The following is a 15,685-nucleotide window of genomic DNA, read 5'->3' on the forward strand; positions in this document are numbered from 1 at the left end:
CTGAACCCTCGCTAAATTGCCGTCCTGTAAGGAATTTTCCCCTTTTGCCTGCCTTGACGGTGGGGCAGGGCCATTTCTATAGTGTGCGCAAGTGGAGCGAAGTGGGTAGAAGTGGGATTTACTGGCAGGGAAGGCCAATCAAAGGGGAAGCGCAGCCGTGTTTCGCGGAGCCAACGCCATCAGTCTCGACGCAAAGGGGCGACTCGCGATGCCTAGCCGGTATCGTGATGAGCTCATGTCGCGTTGTGGTGGGCAGCTCATCGTCACGATCGATGCCGTGGATCCCTGTCTGACTGTCTACCCCCTGCCTGAATGGGAGCTCATCGAGGCCAAGCTGCGCGAGCTGCCGTCCCTGCGTGAGGAGACTCGCCGCCTGCAACGGCTGTTGATCGGCAATGCCGTGGATCTGGAGCTGGACAGTGCCGGGCGATTCCTGGTCCCGCCGCGTCTGCGCGAACACGCCGGCCTGGACAAGCGGGCGATGCTGGTTGGCCAACTGAACAAATTTCAACTGTGGGATGAGGATGCCTGGAACGCGATTTCCGAGGCCGACCTCATGGCAATCAAACAACCCGGCGGCCTGCCGGACGAACTACGTGACCTTATCCTGTGAGCGCCATCAGCAGCTTCCGCCATATCACCGTACTGCTCGAAGAGGCTGTGGAGGGACTCGCCCTGCGCGCGGACGGCTGTTACCTGGACGGGACCTTCGGGCGCGGCGGGCACAGCCGGCTCGTCCTCGAGCGGCTCGGGCCCGGTGGGCGCTTGCTGGGGTTCGACAAAGACCCGCAAGCGATTGCGGCGGGGCAAGCTCTGGCGGCCGAAGACGGCCGCTTTGTCATTGTGCAGCGCAGCTTTGCCGAGCTCGGGGACGAGGTGCGCCAGCGCAGCCTGGAGGGCAAGGTCGACGGCGTGCTGCTCGACCTGGGGGTGTCGTCGCCGCAGCTGGATGATCCGGAGCGTGGCTTCAGCTTTCTCAATGATGGCCCGCTGGACATGCGCATGAATCCGGACCGCGGCCAGAGCGCGGCGCAGTGGATCGCCAGTGCCAGCGAAGAGGAGATCGCCCGGGTATTCAAGGACTATGGCGAAGAGCGATTCGCCAAGCGCATGGCGCGCGCCGTGGTGCAGCGCCGTGCCGAGAAGCCCTTCGAGCGCACCGCCGACCTGGCCGCCGTGCTGAGCGCCGCCAACCCGGCCTGGGAAAAGGGCAAGAATCCCGCGACCCGCGCCTTCCAGGGCATTCGCATCCATGTGAACAACGAGCTGGGCGACCTGGAGCTGGGGCTGGATGCCGCGCTCGAAGCCCTGGCGGTCGGCGGCCGCCTGGTAGTGATCAGCTTCCATTCCCTGGAAGACCGCATCGTCAAGCAGTTCATGCGCAAGCACGCCAAGGGCGAAGCCGACAAACTGCCCCGCGACCTGCCGGTGCGCCAGGCGGCCTTCGTGCCGCGCCTGAAGCTGCTGGGCAAGCCGCAGTACGCCTCCGAAGCGGAGCTCAAGGCCAACCCGCGCTCGCGCAGTGCGGTCATGCGCGTGGCGGAGAAGCTGCGATGAGCCGCGTCTACGCCAAGCCGCTCCCCCCCGGCAGCACGGTGATGCTGCTGCTGTTCGTGGCGGTGCTGCTGTCCGCTATCGCGGTGTCCTATAGCGCGCACTGGAATCGCAAGTTGCTCAACGAGCTCTATGCCGAGCTCAGCGTGCGCGACAAGGCACAGGCCGAATGGGGGCGACTGATTCTCGAACAGAGCACCTGGACCGCCCATAACCGCATCGAGTCGCTGGCCAGCGAGCAACTGAGGATGCGCATCCCCGATCCGGCGGAAGTACGGATGGTGGCGCCATGATGAAGCTCGAAGGCGCCCTCTATCCCTGGCGCTTCCGCCTTGTGCTGGGGCTGCTCGCCATCATGGTCGGCGCCATTTCCTGGCGCATCGTCGACCTGCATGTGATCGACCATGACTTCCTCAAGGCCCATGGCGATGCGCGCAGCGTCCGCCACATTCCGATTCCCGCCCATCGTGGCCTGATCACGGACCGCAATGGCGAGCCCCTGGCCGTGAGCACCCCGGTGACCACGCTCTGGGCCAACCCCAAGGACCTGATGGGGCTGCGCGACCAGTGGCCGCGCATCGCCCAGGCCCTGGCCCAGGACCCGAAAGCCTTCGCCCAGCGCATCGAGCAGAACGCCAATCGCGAATTCCTCTACCTGGTTCGTGGCCTCACTCCGGAGCAGGGCCAGGCCATCCTCGCCAACAAGCTCCCCGGCGTGTACGGCATCGAGGAGTTCCGCCGCTTCTACCCGGCTGGCGAGGTGACGGCCCATGTGGTGGGTTTCACCGACGTCGACGACCGTGGTCGCGAAGGCGTGGAGCTGTCCTTCGACGAGTGGCTGGCCGGCGTTCCCGGCAAGCGCCAGGTGCTCAAGGACCGTCGCGGCCGCCTGATCAAGGACGTGCAGGTCGCCCGCAATGCCAAGCCCGGCAAGACCCTGGCCCTGTCCATCGACCTGCGCCTGCAGTACCTGGCCCATCGCGAGTTGCGCAACGCCCTGGTGGAGAACGGCGCCAAGGCCGGCAGCCTGGTGATCATGGACGTGAAGACCGGCGAAGTGCTGGCCATGGCCAACCAGCCCACCTACAACCCGAACAACCGCCGCAGCCTGCAGCCGGCGGCCATGCGCAACCGCGCCATGATCGACGTGTTCGAGCCCGGCTCGACGGTCAAGCCGTTCTCCATGAGCGCCGCCCTGGAAAGCGGGCGTTGGAAACCGACGGATGTGGTCGATGTGTACCCCGGCACCCTGCAGATCGGCCGCTACACCATTCGCGACGTCTCGCGCAGCAGCGCCGCGCTTGACCTGACCGGGATCCTGATCAAGTCCAGTAACGTCGGCATCAGCAAGATCGCCTTCGATATCGGGGCCGAGTCCATCTACCGCGTCATGCAGCAGGTGGGCCTGGGCCAGGACACCGGCCTCGGCTTTCCCGGCGAGCGCGTCGGCAATCTGCCCAACCATCGCAAATGGCCCAAGGCCGAAACCGCCACCCTGGCTTATGGCTACGGCCTTTCGGTGACCGCCATCCAGCTGGCCCATGCCTATTCGGTGATCGCCAACAACGGCAAGAGCGTGCCGTTGTCCCTGACCCGTACCGATAGCCGGGTCGACGGTGTCCAGGTGATCGACGAACAAGTCGCCAAGACCCTGCAGGGGATGCTCCAGCAAGTGGTCGAGGCACCCGGCGGCGTCTTCCGCGCCCAGGTACCCGGATACCACGTGTCCGGCAAGAGTGGCACCGCGCGTAAAGCCAGCGTAGGAACCAAGGGCTACACCCAGAACGCCTACCGCTCGCTGTTCGCCGGCTTCGCCCCCTCCACCAACCCGCGCATCGCGATGGTGGTGGTGATCGATGAACCCAGCAAGGCGGGCTATTTCGGCGGCCTGGTCTCGGCCCCGGTATTCGGCAAGGTCATGGCCGGCGCGCTGCGGCTGATGAACATCGCGCCGGACAACCTGCCCACCGAGGAACAACAGACCGCGAACGCGGCCACCGGCAAAGGAGGGCGGATCTGATGCCCATGCCACTGAACCAGCTATTGCCCCAGGCGCAAGGCGCCACCCTGATTCGTGAACTAACCCTGGACAGCCGCAAGGTGCGTCCGGGCGACCTGTTTCTGGCCGTTCCCGGCGCCCAGCAGGACGGCCGCGCCCATATCGCCGATGCCGTCGCCCGTGGCGCCGTCGCCGTGGCCTATGAGGCCGCCGGTGCCGAAGTGGCTGTTGCCGCCGGCGCTGAACTGATTGCCATCAAGGGCCTGGCCGGCCAGCTGTCGGCCATCGCTGGCCGCTTCTATGGCGAGCCGAGCCGCGCCCTGAACCTGGTCGGCGTCACGGGCACCAATGGCAAGACCAGCGTCAGCCAGCTGCTGGCCCAGGCCCTCGACCTGCTCGGCGAGCGCTGCGGCATCGTCGGCACCCTCGGCACCGGGTTCTATGGCGAGCTGGAAAGCGGCCGTCATACCACGCCCGATCCCCTGGCCGTGCAGGCGACCCTGGCGAACCTGAAGCAGGCCGGTGCCCGCGCCGTGGCCATGGAGGTCTCCTCCCATGGCCTGGAGCAGGGTCGTGTCGCCGCGCTGGCGTTCGACGTGGCGGTGTTCACCAACCTGTCCCGCGACCACCTGGACTATCACGGCTCCATGGAGTCCTACGCGCAGGCCAAGGCCCGTCTGTTCCGCTGGCCGGACCTGCGCGCGCGGGTGATCAACCTGGACGACGAGTTCGGTCGCCAGCTCGCAGCCGAGCCGGCCGAATCGCGCCTGCTCAGCTACAGCCTGGAAGATGCCGGTGCCTTCCTTTATTGCCGCGAAGCGCAGTTCGACGACCACGGCGTGCGCGCCCAACTGGTCACCCCGCAAGGCGAGGGCCTGCTGCGCAGCCCGCTGCTGGGCCGCTTCAACCTGAGCAACCTGCTGGCCGTGGTCGGCGCGCTGCTGGCCATGGATTACCCGCTGGATGAAGTGCTGCACGTCCTGCCGTCGCTGCAAGGGCCGGTCGGCCGCATGCAGCGCCTGGGCGGCGGTGAGAAGCCCCTGGTGGTGGTCGACTACGCGCACACCCCGGATGCCCTTGAGAAGGTTCTGCAGGCCCTGCGTCCCCATGTGCGTGGCCGTCTGCTCTGCCTGTTCGGCTGTGGCGGCGACCGCGATCGTGGCAAGCGCCCGCTGATGGCCGAAGTGGCCGAGCGCCTGGCCGACCACGTCCTGGTCACCGATGACAACCCGCGCAGCGAAGAGCCCGGGCAGATCTTCGACGACATCCGCCCGGGTTTCGCCGATGCCGCGGGAGTGGAGTTCGTCGCCGGTCGCGGCCAGGCCATCGCCCGGCTGATCGGTTCCGCCGGCATCGACGATGTGGTGCTGCTGGCTGGCAAGGGCCACGAGGATTACCAGGAGATCTCCGGCGTGCGCCATCCGTTTTCCGATCTGGACGAAGCCGCCAATGCGCTGGACGCCTGGGAGGTGCCCCATGCTTAAGCCCTTCCGCCTGTCCGAACTCCTCGGGCCGCTGCAGGCCGAATTGGTGGGCGCGGACGTCGACTTCACCGGCGTTTCCAGCGACAGCCGCAAGATCGAGCCGGGCCAGCTGTTCATTGCCCTGGTCGGTCCGCGTTTCGACGGTCATGACTACCTGGCCGACGTCGCCGCCAAGGGCGCCGTCGCCGCCCTGGTACAGCGCAAGGTGGCCGATGCGCCGATCCCGCAGCTGCTGGTGGCCGATACCCGCGAAGGCCTGGGCTGCCTGGGCGCCTATAACCGCGACGGTTTCAGCGGCCGCGTGGCGGCGGTCACCGGTTCCAGCGGCAAGACCACGGTCAAGGAAATGCTCGCCAGCATCCTGCGTACCCAGGGTTCGGTGCTGGCCACCCGTGGCAACCTGAACAACGACCTCGGCGTGCCCCTGACCCTGCTGGAACTGGGCGCCGAACACGACAGCGCGGTGATCGAACTGGGCGCCTCGCGGGTCGGCGAGATTCTCTATACCGTCGGCCTGACCCGGCCGCAGGTGGTCATCATCAACAACGCCGGTACCGCCCACGTGGGCGAGTTCGGTGGCCCGGAGAAGATAGTCGAGGCCAAGGGCGAGATTCTCGAGGGCCTGCCCGCCGACGGCGTGGCGGTGCTCAATCGTGACGACCGCGCCTTCGCCGCCTGGCACAAGCGCGCAGCCGGGCGCAAGGTGCTGAGCTTCGCCCTGAGCGATGCCGACGCCGACCTGCGTGCCGAGAACCTGACCCGCGATGCCCGCGGCTGCATGGCCTTCAGCCTACGTGGCGTGGCCGGCGACGCGGACATCCAGCTCAACCTGTTGGGGGCGCACAACGTCGCCAATGCCCTGGCTGCCGCCGCCGCCGCCCATGCCCTGGGTGTGCCGCTGGTCGGGATCAAGGCAGGCCTGGAAAACCTGCAGCCCGTGAAGGGCCGCGCCGTAGCGCAGCTCGCCACCAGCGGCATGCGCGTGATCGACGACAGCTACAACGCCAACCCCGCGTCGATGCTCGCCGCCGTTGATATACTCGCCGGCTTTTCCGGTCGCACCGTCCTGGTGCTCGGGGATATGGGCGAACTCGGCGAATGGGCCGAGCAGGGCCACCGCGAAGTCGGCGAATACGCTCGCGGCAAGGTCAGCGCCTTGTACGCCGTCGGTCCGCTGATGGCGCACGCGGTCGCTGCCTTCGGTGCCCAGGGTCGCCACTTCGCCGACCAGGCCAGCCTGATCGAGGCGCTGGCCGGCGAGCAGGACACAAACACCACAATTCTGATCAAAGGCTCCCGTAGCGCGGCGATGGACAAAGTCGTCGCGGCATTCTGCGGGACGGGGGAGGCTCACTAATCATGCTGCTGCTGCTCGCTGAGTACCTGCAACAGTTCTACAAAGGGTTCGGCGTATTCCAGTACCTGACCCTGCGCGGGATTCTCGGCGTCCTGACAGCCCTGTCGCTGTCGCTCTGGCTCGGTCCCTGGATGATCCGCACCCTGCAGATCCGCCAGATCGGCCAGGCCGTGCGTAATGACGGCCCGCAATCGCACCTGTCGAAGTCCGGCACGCCGACCATGGGCGGCGCGCTGATCCTGACCGCCATCGCCATCAGCACCCTGCTCTGGGCGGACCTGTCCAACCGCTACGTCTGGGTGGTGCTCGCCGTGACCCTGGCCTTCGGCGCCATCGGCTGGGTGGACGACTACCGCAAGGTGATCGAGAAGAACTCCCGCGGCCTGCCGAGCCGCTGGAAGTATTTCTGGCAATCGGTGTTCGGCATCGCCGCGGCGGTCTTCCTTTATATGACCGCCAGCACTCCCGCCGAGACCACCCTGATCCTGCCGCTGGTGAAGAACATCGAGATCCCCCTGGGGATCGGCTTCGTGGTGCTGACCTACTTCGTGATCGTCGGCTCCAGCAACGCGGTGAACCTGACCGACGGCCTCGACGGCCTGGCCATCATGCCCACCGTGATGGTCGGCGGCGCGCTGGGGATCTTCTGCTACCTGTCGGGCAACATCAAATTCGCCGAATACCTGCTGATCCCCTACGTGGCGGGCTCCGGCGAGCTGATCGTGTTCTGCGCCGCCCTGGTGGGCGCCGGCCTCGGCTTCCTCTGGTTCAACACCTACCCGGCCCAGGTCTTCATGGGCGACGTCGGTGCCCTGGCCCTGGGCGCCGCCCTCGGCACCATCGCCGTGATCGTCCGTCAGGAAGTGGTGCTGTTCATCATGGGGGGCGTGTTCGTCATGGAGACCCTGTCGGTGATGATCCAGGTCGCCTCCTTCAAGCTGACCGGCCGTCGTGTTTTCCGCATGGCCCCTATTCACCACCACTTCGAGCTGAAAGGCTGGCCCGAACCCCGGGTGATCGTACGGTTCTGGATCATCACCGTGATCCTGGTACTGATCGGCCTGGCAACCCTGAAATTGAGGTAACCGAGAGTGACGCTGATCGCTTCCGACCAGTTCCGCATCGTTGTCGGCCTCGGCAAGAGCGGCATGTCCCTGGTGCGCTTCCTGGCGCGCCAGGGCGTTCCGTTTGCCGTGGCCGATACCCGCGCGAACCCGCCGGAACTGGCGACGCTCCGCAGCCAGTACCCACAGGTGGACGTGCGTTGTGGTGAGCTCGATCCGGACTTCCTCTGCCGCGCCAGCGAGCTCTATGTGAGCCCCGGCCTCGCCCTGGCCACGCCCGCCCTGCAGGAAGCCGCGCGGCGCGGGACCCGGTTGTCCGGCGATATCGAACTGTTCACCCGCCACGCCAAGGCACCGATAGTCGCCATCACCGGTTCCAACGCCAAGAGCACCGTCACCACCCTGGTGGGCGACATGGCCAAGGCCGCCGGCAAACGTGTCGCCGTAGGCGGTAATCTCGGCACCCCGGCCCTGGACCTGCTGGCCGACGACGTCGAACTCTATGTACTGGAGCTGTCCAGCTTCCAACTCGAAACCACCGATCGGCTGAACGCCGAGGTGGCCACCGTGCTCAATGTCAGCGAAGACCACATGGACCGCTACGCCGACATGCAGGCCTACCACCTGGCCAAGCACCGCATCTTCCGAGGCGCCCGCCAGGTGGTGGTCAACCGTGGCGACGCCCTGTCGCGTCCGCTGGTGGCCGACCAGCTGCCCTGCTGGACCTTCGGCCTGAACAAGCCCGACTTCAAGTCCTTCGGCCTGATCGAGGAGGAGGGCGAGAAGTACCTGGCCTACCAGTTCGACAAGCTGATGCCGGTGCGCGAACTGAGGGTGCGCGGGGCTCACAACCAGGCCAACGCGCTGGCCGCGCTGGCCCTGGGGCATGCCGTGGGCCTGCCGTTCCAGCCCATGCTGGACACCCTGCGGACCTTCGCCGGCCTGGCCCATCGTTGCCAGTGGGTGCGCGAGCTGCGTGGCGTGTCCTACTACGACGATTCCAAGGCCACCAACGTCGGCGCGGCCCTGGCAGCCATCGAAGGCCTCGGTGCCGATATCGACGGCAAGCTGGTGCTGATCGCCGGTGGTGACGGCAAGGGCGCGGATTTTTCCGGCCTCCAGGCGCCGGTGGCGCGCTTCTGCCGCGCGGTGGTGCTGCTGGGGCGCGATGCCGAACTGATCGCCGGAGCCCTGGGCGATGCCGTGCCGCTGGTGCGGGTCGGGACCCTGGACGAAGCGGTGCAGCGCTGTGCCGAACTGGCCGAGGCCGGCGATGCGGTGTTGCTGTCGCCTGCCTGCGCCAGCCTGGACATGTTCAAGAACTTCGAAGAACGCGGGCGCCTGTTCGCCCAGGCCGTGGAGGGGCTCGCCTGATGCTGGCCCGTCTGCTCGACTCCCCGTCGCCGCTGCGCAGTCGCCGCGGCATCGACATCGACTTCCCGCTGCTGGCCGGCTGCCTGACGCTGCTCGGCCTGGGCCTGGTGATGATCACCTCGGCTTCGTCGGAAGTCGCCGCGGCGCAGTCCGGCAATCCGATGTACCACATGATCCGCCACCTGGTTTACCTGGTCATCGGCCTCAGCGCGGGCCTGCTCACCCTGCAGGTGCCCATGGCCTTCTGGCAGCGCCACGGCGCGCGCCTGATGCTGGCCGCTACCGTCCTGCTGATCATGGTGCTGCTGCCCGGCATCGGCCGAGAGATCAATGGCGCCAAGCGCTGGATCGGCTTCGGCCTGTTCAACCTGCAGCCGTCCGAACTGGCCAAGCTGTTCACCGTGATGTTCATCGCCGGCTACATGGTTCGCCGTCAGGACGAAGTGCGCGAGAAACTCACCGGCTTCATCAAGCCGATGCTGGTGCTGGGCCCCATCGCCGTGCTGCTCCTGGCCGAGCCGGACTTCGGCGCCACCGTGGTGCTGGTCGGCTCCTGCATCGCCATGCTGTTCCTCGGCGGCATCAACCTGGTGCGCTTCATCCCGCTGGCCGGCGGGGTCCTCGCCGCCGGCGTGCTGGTGATGACCAGCCAGAGCTACCGGATGCAGCGCCTGACCAACTTCATCGATCCCTGGGCGGACCAGTACGGTGCCGGCTACCAGCTGAGCCAGGCGCTGATCGCCTTCGGCCGTGGCGAATGGTTCGGCGTGGGGCTGGGCAACAGTGTCCAGAAGCAGTTCTACCTGCCGGAAGCGCACACCGACTTCGTCTTCGCCGTGCTGGCCGAAGAGCTGGGCATGATCGGTGCCCTGGCCACCGTCGGCCTGTTCGTCTTCGTCAGCGTCCGTGCCCTGTATATCGGCCTCTGGGCCGAGAAGGCACGCCAGTACTTCGCGGCCTATGTCGCCTATGGCCTGGCCTTCCTCTGGATCGGCCAGGTGCTGATCAACATCGGCGTGAACGTCGGCCTGCTGCCGACCAAGGGCCTGACCCTGCCGTTCCTCAGCTACGGCGGCAGTTCCCTGGTGATCTGCTGCGTCAGCCTCGCGCTGCTGCTGCGTATCGAGTGGGAGCGGCGCACCCAACTGGGCAACGAGGAAGTGGAGTTCGTCGAGAGCGATTTCTTCGACGAGGAGGTGCGCCCATGAGCGGCAATGTGCTGATCATGGCCGGCGGCACCGGCGGCCACGTGTTCCCCGCCCTGGCCTGCGCCCGCGAGTTCCAGGCCCGCGGCTTCAAGGTGCACTGGCTGGGCACGCCGAAAGGCATCGAGAACGAACTGGTACCCCAGGCCGGCCTGCCGCTGCACCTGATCCAGGTCAGTGGCTTGCGCGGCAAGGGCCTGATGTCGTTGCTCAAGGCGCCCTTCGTACTGCTCAAGTCGCTGTTCCAGGCGCGTCGCATCCTGCGCGAACTCAAGCCGGTCTGCGTGCTGGGCATGGGCGGCTACGTCACCGGCCCGGGTGGCCTCGCCGCGCGCCTGTCCGGCGTACCGCTGGTCATCCACGAACAGAACGCCGTGGCCGGTACCGCCAACCGCAGCCTGGTGCCGTTCGCCAGTCGCGTGTGCGAAGCCTTCCCCGACACCTTCGGCAAAAGCGACAAGCGGCGTACCACCGGCAATCCGGTACGCGAGGAACTGTTCCTGGAGACACCGCGGGATGCGTTGGGCGGGCGCAAGCCGCGCCTGCTGGTGCTGGGCGGCAGCCTGGGCGCCGAACCGCTGAACAAGCTGCTGCCGGAAGCCCTGGCCAAGGTGCCCGCGGACCTGCGTCCGGAGGTGTTCCACCAGGCCGGCCGCAAACATGACGAGATCACCGCGGAGCGTTATCGCGAAGCTGCGGTCGAAGCCCAGGTCGCGCCCTTCATCAAGGACATGGCTCGTGCCTATGCCTGGGCCGATCTGGTCATCTGCCGTGCCGGAGCCCTGACCGTGAGCGAACTGGCCGCCGCCGGCCTGCCCTCGTTCCTGGTGCCGCTGCCCCATGCGATCGACGACCACCAGTCGCGCAATGCCCAATACCTGGCGAAGGAGGGCGCGGCTGTCCTTCTTCCGCAACATTCCACTGATGCGGCCAAGCTGGCCGCTCAGCTGACCGAGGTCCTGATGCAGCCCGAAAAACTCAAGGCCATGGGCGCCACCGCCCGCCGTCTGGCCAAGCCCGCCGCTACCCGTACCGTGGTCGAGATCTGCCTGGAGGTGGCCCGTGGTTGAGAGCCAGAAAGCCATGCCCCAGCCCGAAATGCGCCGGATCCGCCGCATCCATTTCGTCGGCATCGGCGGCGTGGGCATGTGCGGGATCGCCGAAGTGCTGCTGAACCTGGGCTACCGGGTGTCCGGTTCCGACCTCAAGACTTCGGCAGTCACCGAGCGCCTGGAAAAGTTCGGTGCGCAGATCTTCATCGGTCACCGTGCCGAGAACGCCGAGCACGCTGATGTGCTGGTGGTATCCAGCGCCGTGAACAAGTCCAATCCCGAGGTGGCCGTCGCCCTCGAACGCCGCATCCCGGTGGTGCCGCGGGCCGAAATGCTCGCCGAGCTGATGCGCTATCGCCATGGCATCGCCGTCGCCGGCACCCACGGCAAGACCACTACCACCAGCCTGATCTCCTCGGTGTTCGCCGCCGGCGGACTGGACCCGACCTTCGTCATCGGCGGCCGCCTGAATGCCGCCGGCACCAACGCCCAGCTGGGCACCAGCCGCTACCTGGTGGCCGAGGCCGACGAGAGCGACGCCAGCTTCCTGCACCTGCAGCCGATGGTGGCCGTGGTCACCAATATCGATGCGGACCACATGAGCACCTACGAAGGCGACTTCAACAAGCTGAAGAAGACCTTCGTCGAGTTCCTCCACAACCTGCCGTTCTACGGCCTGGCGGTGCTCTGCGTGGACGACCCGGTGGTCCGCGATATTCTCCCGCAGGTGGCCCGCCCCACAGTGACCTACGGTTTCGCCGAGGACGCCGACGTACGCGCCATCAACGTGCGCCAGGAAGGCATGCGCACCTGGTTCACCGTCCTGAGAAAGGACCGCGAACCGCTGGACGTCTCGGTGAACATGCCGGGCAACCACAACGTGCTGAACTCCCTGGCCACTATCGCCATCGCCACCGACGAAGGCATCAGCGACGAGGCCATCGTCCAGGGCCTGTCCGGCTTCCAGGGTGTGGGCCGGCGCTTCCAGGTCTATGGCGAGCTGGAAGTGGAAGGCGGCAACGTGATGCTGGTGGACGACTACGGCCACCACCCCCGCGAAGTGGCGGCGGTGATCAAGGCCGTGCGCGGCGGCTGGCCGGAGCGCCGCCTGGTGATGGTCTACCAGCCGCACCGCTACAGCCGCACCCGCGACCTCTACGACGATTTCGTGCAGGTGCTGGGTGAAGCCAACGTCCTGTTGCTGATGGAGGTCTATCCGGCCGGCGAAGAGCCGATTCCCGGTGCCGACAGCCGTCAGCTCTGTCACAGCATCCGCCAGCGCGGCCAGTTGGACCCGATCTACATCGAGCGCGGCGTCGACCTGGCGCCCCTGGTCAAACCGCTGCTGCTCCCCGGCGACATCCTGCTCTGCCAGGGCGCCGGCGACATCGGCGCGCTGGCGCCGCAACTGATCCAGAACCCGTTGTTTGGCGGCCAGTCCGACGACGCCGCCAAGAGGAAGACGAAATGAGCGCGCAACTGAAATCCACCCTCGAGCCCGCCGCATTCGGCCGGGTCGCCGTGCTCTACGGCGGCAAGAGCGCCGAGCGCGAGGTTTCGCTGAAGTCCGGCGCCATGGTGCTGCAGGCCCTGCAGTCGGCCGGTGTGGATGCCTTCGGCATCGATGTCGGCGACGACCTGCTCGAGCGCCTGCAGGCGGAGAAGATCGACCGCGCCTTCATCATCCTCCATGGCCGTGGCGGCGAAGACGGCAGCATGCAGGGCCTGCTGGAGTGCCTGGACATCCCCTACACCGGCAGCGGCATCCTGGCGTCCGCCCTGGCCATGGACAAGCTGCGCACCAAGCAGCTGTGGATCAGCCTCGGCCTGCCGACGCCGCGCCACGCCGTGCTCGCCAGCGAGGACGACTGCCGCAGCGCCGCGGCCGAGATGGGTTTCCCGCTGATCGTCAAGCCGGCCCATGAAGGCTCCAGCATCGGCATGGCCAAGGTGGAGAGCGTCGACGCGCTGGTCGAGGCCTGGCGTGATGCCGCCGTTTACGACCCGCAGGTGCTGGTGGAGCAGTGGATCCAGGGCCCGGAGTTCACCGTCGCCTGGTTGCGCGGCGAGGTGCTGCCGCCCATCCGCCTTGGCACCCCGCACACCTTCTACGACTACGACGCCAAGTACCTGGCCAGTGACACCCGCTACCAGATCCCCTGCGGTCTGGAGGCGGACAAGGAGGAGGAGCTGAAGCGACTCACCGCGCGCGCCTGCGAAACCCTCGGCATCCAGGGCTGGGCCCGTGCCGACGTGATGCAGGACGCCGAAGGGCGTTTCTGGCTCCTCGAAGTCAACACCGCACCGGGCATGACCGACCACAGCCTGGTGCCCATGGCCGCACGCGCTGCGGGCCTGGATTTCCAGCAACTGGTGCTGGCGATCCTCGCCGACAGCGTCGAGGCAAGGGGCTGATCCCATGCGAAGCGCCACTATCCGCCGTCAGGAACCGGTAATCGGCCGCGCCGTCCCGTCGCGCAAGCCGGTGCCGCGTGGCGCCAGCCGGATGGTGGCCAAGGAGCCTCTGTCGCAGCGCCTGCCCAAGCCCAGCTTCGGTTTCCTCAGGAAGCTGATGTGGCCGCTGATGCTGGCAGTGCTCGGCCTCGGCGCCTACGAGGCGGCGCAGCGGCTGTTGCCCTACGCCGACCGGCCGATCGCCAAGGTGAATGTCCAGGGCGACCTGAGCTACGTCAGCCAGCAGGCGGTGCAGCAGCGCATCGCGCCCTACATCGCCGCGAGCTTTTTCAGCATCGACCTGGCGGGCATGCGCCGCGAGCTGGAGCAGATGCCCTGGATCGCCCACGCCGAGGTACGCCGGGTGTGGCCTGACCAGGTGATGGTCCGCCTGGAAGAACAGCTCCCCATCGCCCGCTGGGGCGACGAGGCGCTGCTGAACAACCAGGGCCAGGCCTTCGCCCCGCGCGAACTGGCCCACTACGAACAACTGCCCCAGCTCTGGGGCCCGCAGCGGGCCCAGGAGCAGGTGATGCAGCAATACCAGATGCTCAGCCAGATGCTGCGCCCGCTCGGCTTCTCCATTGCCCGGCTGGAGCTACGTGAACGCGGCAGCTGGTTCCTGTCCACCGGCCAGGGCGTCGAGCTGCTGCTGGGGCGGGATCATCTGGTGGAGAAGATGCGACGTTTCATCTCGATCTACGAGAAAACGCTGAAGGATCAGATAGCGAACATAGAGCGCGTCGACCTGCGCTATCCCAACGGCCTGGCCGTGGCCTGGCGGGCGCCGGTCGAGGCCCCGGCGGCGACCACGGTCGCCGTGCAGTGAATCAGAGAGAAGGTTAGAACCATGGCAAGCGTACAGAGCGGCAAGATGATCGTCGGCCTGGACATCGGCACTTCCAAGGTGGTGGCGCTGGTGGGCGAGATCACCACCGACGGCCAGCTGGAAATCGTCGGCATTGGCACCCATCCGTCGCGCGGCCTGAAGAAGGGCGTGGTGGTGAATATCGAATCCACCGTGCAATCGATCCAGCGCGCGGTGGAAGAAGCCCAGTTGATGGCGGGTTGCCGCATTCACTCGGCTTTCGTCGGCATCGCCGGCAACCATATCCGCAGCCTGAATTCCCACGGCATCGTGGCGATCCGCGACCGCGAGGTCAGCGGCGCCGATATCGAACGGGTGCTGGACGCCGCCCAGGCAGTGGCCATCCCCGCCGACCAGCGCGTGCTGCACACCCTGGCCCAGGACTACGTGATCGACAACCAGGAAGGCGTGCGTGAGCCCCTGGGCATGTCCGGCGTGCGCCTGGAAGCCAAGGTGCACGTGGTGACCTGCGCGGTGAATGCGGCGCAGAACATCGAGAAGTGCGTGCGCCGCTGCGGTCTCGAGGTGGACGACATCATCCTCGAGCAACTGGCCTCGGCCTATTCGGTGCTCACCGATGACGAGAAGGAACTGGGCGTCTGCCTGGTGGACATCGGCGGCGGCACCACGGATATCGCCATCTTCACCGAGGGTGCCATTCGTCACACCGCGGTGATCCCGATCGCCGGCGACCAGGTGACCAACGACATCGCCATGGCCTTGCGTACGCCGACCCAGTACGCCGAAGAGATCAAGATCCGCTACGCCTGCGCCCTGGCCAAGCTGGCCGGCGCCGGCGAGACCATCAAGGTGCCCAGCGTCGGCGACCGTCCGCCGCGGGAGCTGTCGCGCCAGGCCCTGGCCGAGGTGGTGGAGCCGCGCTACGACGAGCTCTTCACCCTGGTCCAGGCGGAACTGCGCCGCAGCGGCTACGAGGACCTGATCCCGGCGGGCATCGTCCTCACCGGCGGCACGGCGAAGATGGAAGGTGCGGTGGAACTGGCCGAGGAAATCTTCCACATGCCGGTGCGCCTGGGCCTGCCACATAGCATCAAGGGGCTCGCCGACGTCGTGCGCAACCCCATCTATTCAACGGGTGTGGGCCTGCTGATGTACGGGCTGCGGAAACAGTCCGATGGCATGCCTTCTTCCGCCGGCAGCTTCGGTTTTGCCGAAGAAGCCAAGGCTCCCGTACTGGAACGGCTCAAGCGCTGGGTCCAGGGCAATTTTTAACCGCGGTACGCAGTAGGCGAAAAACTAAAAAAGGAAGGAGA

Annotated in this window: 14 protein-coding genes; all 14 read left to right on the top strand. The window is 66.8% G+C overall.

Annotation, left to right across the window (positions count from 1 at the left end; genetic code table 11):
• The first annotated feature begins 157 nt into the window (after positions 1-157).
• From mraZ to ftsA, 14 genes are read left to right on the top strand one after another with little or no spacing between them, the layout of a single operon-like run.
• The gene (gene mraZ / locus ACFPU0_RS00315) at positions 158-613 is read left to right on the top strand and encodes a division/cell wall cluster transcriptional repressor MraZ (RefSeq protein ID WP_377690803.1); all 456 of its coding nucleotides are present in this window, start codon (positions 158-160) and stop codon (positions 611-613) included.
• The gene (gene rsmH, locus ACFPU0_RS00320; protein WP_377690804.1) at positions 610-1,557 is read left to right on the top strand and encodes a 16S rRNA (cytosine(1402)-N(4))-methyltransferase RsmH; all 948 of its coding nucleotides are present in this window, start codon (positions 610-612) and stop codon (positions 1,555-1,557) included. The genes mraZ and rsmH overlap by 4 nt, the downstream gene beginning before the upstream one ends.
• A complete protein-coding gene (ftsL, locus tag ACFPU0_RS00325; protein WP_377690805.1) occupies positions 1,554-1,847 on the top strand; it encodes a cell division protein FtsL in 294 nt (97 codons plus the stop codon). Before rsmH ends, ftsL begins: the two co-directional genes overlap by 4 nt.
• Complete coding sequence (locus ACFPU0_RS00330) at positions 1,844-3,574, top strand: peptidoglycan D,D-transpeptidase FtsI family protein (RefSeq protein WP_377690806.1); 1,731 nt, start codon at positions 1,844-1,846, stop codon at positions 3,572-3,574. Before ftsL ends, ACFPU0_RS00330 begins: the two co-directional genes overlap by 4 nt.
• Positions 3,574-5,037 carry a UDP-N-acetylmuramoyl-L-alanyl-D-glutamate--2,6-diaminopimelate ligase gene (murE, locus tag ACFPU0_RS00335; RefSeq protein WP_377690807.1) on the top strand — a complete coding sequence of 488 codons (1,464 nt, stop codon included), beginning with the start codon at positions 3,574-3,576 and terminating at the stop codon, positions 5,035-5,037. The genes ACFPU0_RS00330 and murE overlap by 1 nt, the downstream gene beginning before the upstream one ends.
• A complete protein-coding gene (locus ACFPU0_RS00340) occupies positions 5,030-6,394 on the top strand; it encodes a UDP-N-acetylmuramoyl-tripeptide--D-alanyl-D-alanine ligase (protein ID WP_377690808.1) in 1,365 nt (454 codons plus the stop codon). Before murE ends, ACFPU0_RS00340 begins: the two co-directional genes overlap by 8 nt.
• 2 nt (positions 6,395-6,396) lie before the next feature.
• Positions 6,397-7,479 (top strand): phospho-N-acetylmuramoyl-pentapeptide-transferase, encoded by a 1,083-nt coding sequence (gene mraY, locus ACFPU0_RS00345; protein WP_377690809.1) that lies wholly within the window; start codon positions 6,397-6,399, stop codon positions 7,477-7,479.
• Positions 7,480-7,485: 6 nt separating this feature from the next.
• On the top strand, positions 7,486-8,832 hold the full coding sequence (murD, locus tag ACFPU0_RS00350; protein ID WP_377690810.1) for a UDP-N-acetylmuramoyl-L-alanine--D-glutamate ligase: 1,347 nt from the start codon (positions 7,486-7,488) through the stop codon (positions 8,830-8,832).
• On the top strand, positions 8,832-10,040 hold the full coding sequence (gene ftsW, locus ACFPU0_RS00355; RefSeq protein ID WP_377690811.1) for a putative lipid II flippase FtsW: 1,209 nt from the start codon (positions 8,832-8,834) through the stop codon (positions 10,038-10,040). Before murD ends, ftsW begins: the two co-directional genes overlap by 1 nt.
• On the top strand, positions 10,037-11,107 hold the full coding sequence (murG, locus tag ACFPU0_RS00360) for an undecaprenyldiphospho-muramoylpentapeptide beta-N-acetylglucosaminyltransferase (protein ID WP_377690812.1): 1,071 nt from the start codon (positions 10,037-10,039) through the stop codon (positions 11,105-11,107). Before ftsW ends, murG begins: the two co-directional genes overlap by 4 nt.
• Before the next feature lie 13 nt (positions 11,108-11,120).
• On the top strand, positions 11,121-12,560 hold the full coding sequence (gene murC / locus ACFPU0_RS00365; protein ID WP_377690889.1) for a UDP-N-acetylmuramate--L-alanine ligase: 1,440 nt from the start codon (positions 11,121-11,123) through the stop codon (positions 12,558-12,560).
• The gene (locus tag ACFPU0_RS00370) at positions 12,557-13,504 is read left to right on the top strand and encodes a D-alanine--D-alanine ligase (protein ID WP_377690813.1); all 948 of its coding nucleotides are present in this window, start codon (positions 12,557-12,559) and stop codon (positions 13,502-13,504) included. The genes murC and ACFPU0_RS00370 overlap by 4 nt, the downstream gene beginning before the upstream one ends.
• A gap of 4 nt (positions 13,505-13,508) precedes the next feature.
• Positions 13,509-14,372, top strand: a complete 864-nt coding sequence (locus ACFPU0_RS00375) for a cell division protein FtsQ/DivIB (RefSeq protein WP_377690814.1) — start codon at positions 13,509-13,511, stop codon at positions 14,370-14,372.
• A 21-nt stretch (positions 14,373-14,393) separates the two neighbouring features.
• Positions 14,394-15,644: a cell division protein FtsA gene (gene ftsA, locus ACFPU0_RS00380; RefSeq protein WP_377690815.1), complete on the top strand. Its 1,251-nt coding sequence runs from the start codon at positions 14,394-14,396 to the stop codon at positions 15,642-15,644.
• Positions 15,645-15,685: the final 41 nt, after the last annotated feature.

Source organism: Pseudomonas sp. GCM10022186 (assembly GCF_042656385.1).
Taxonomy (GTDB): Bacteria; Pseudomonadota; Gammaproteobacteria; order Pseudomonadales; family Pseudomonadaceae; genus Metapseudomonas.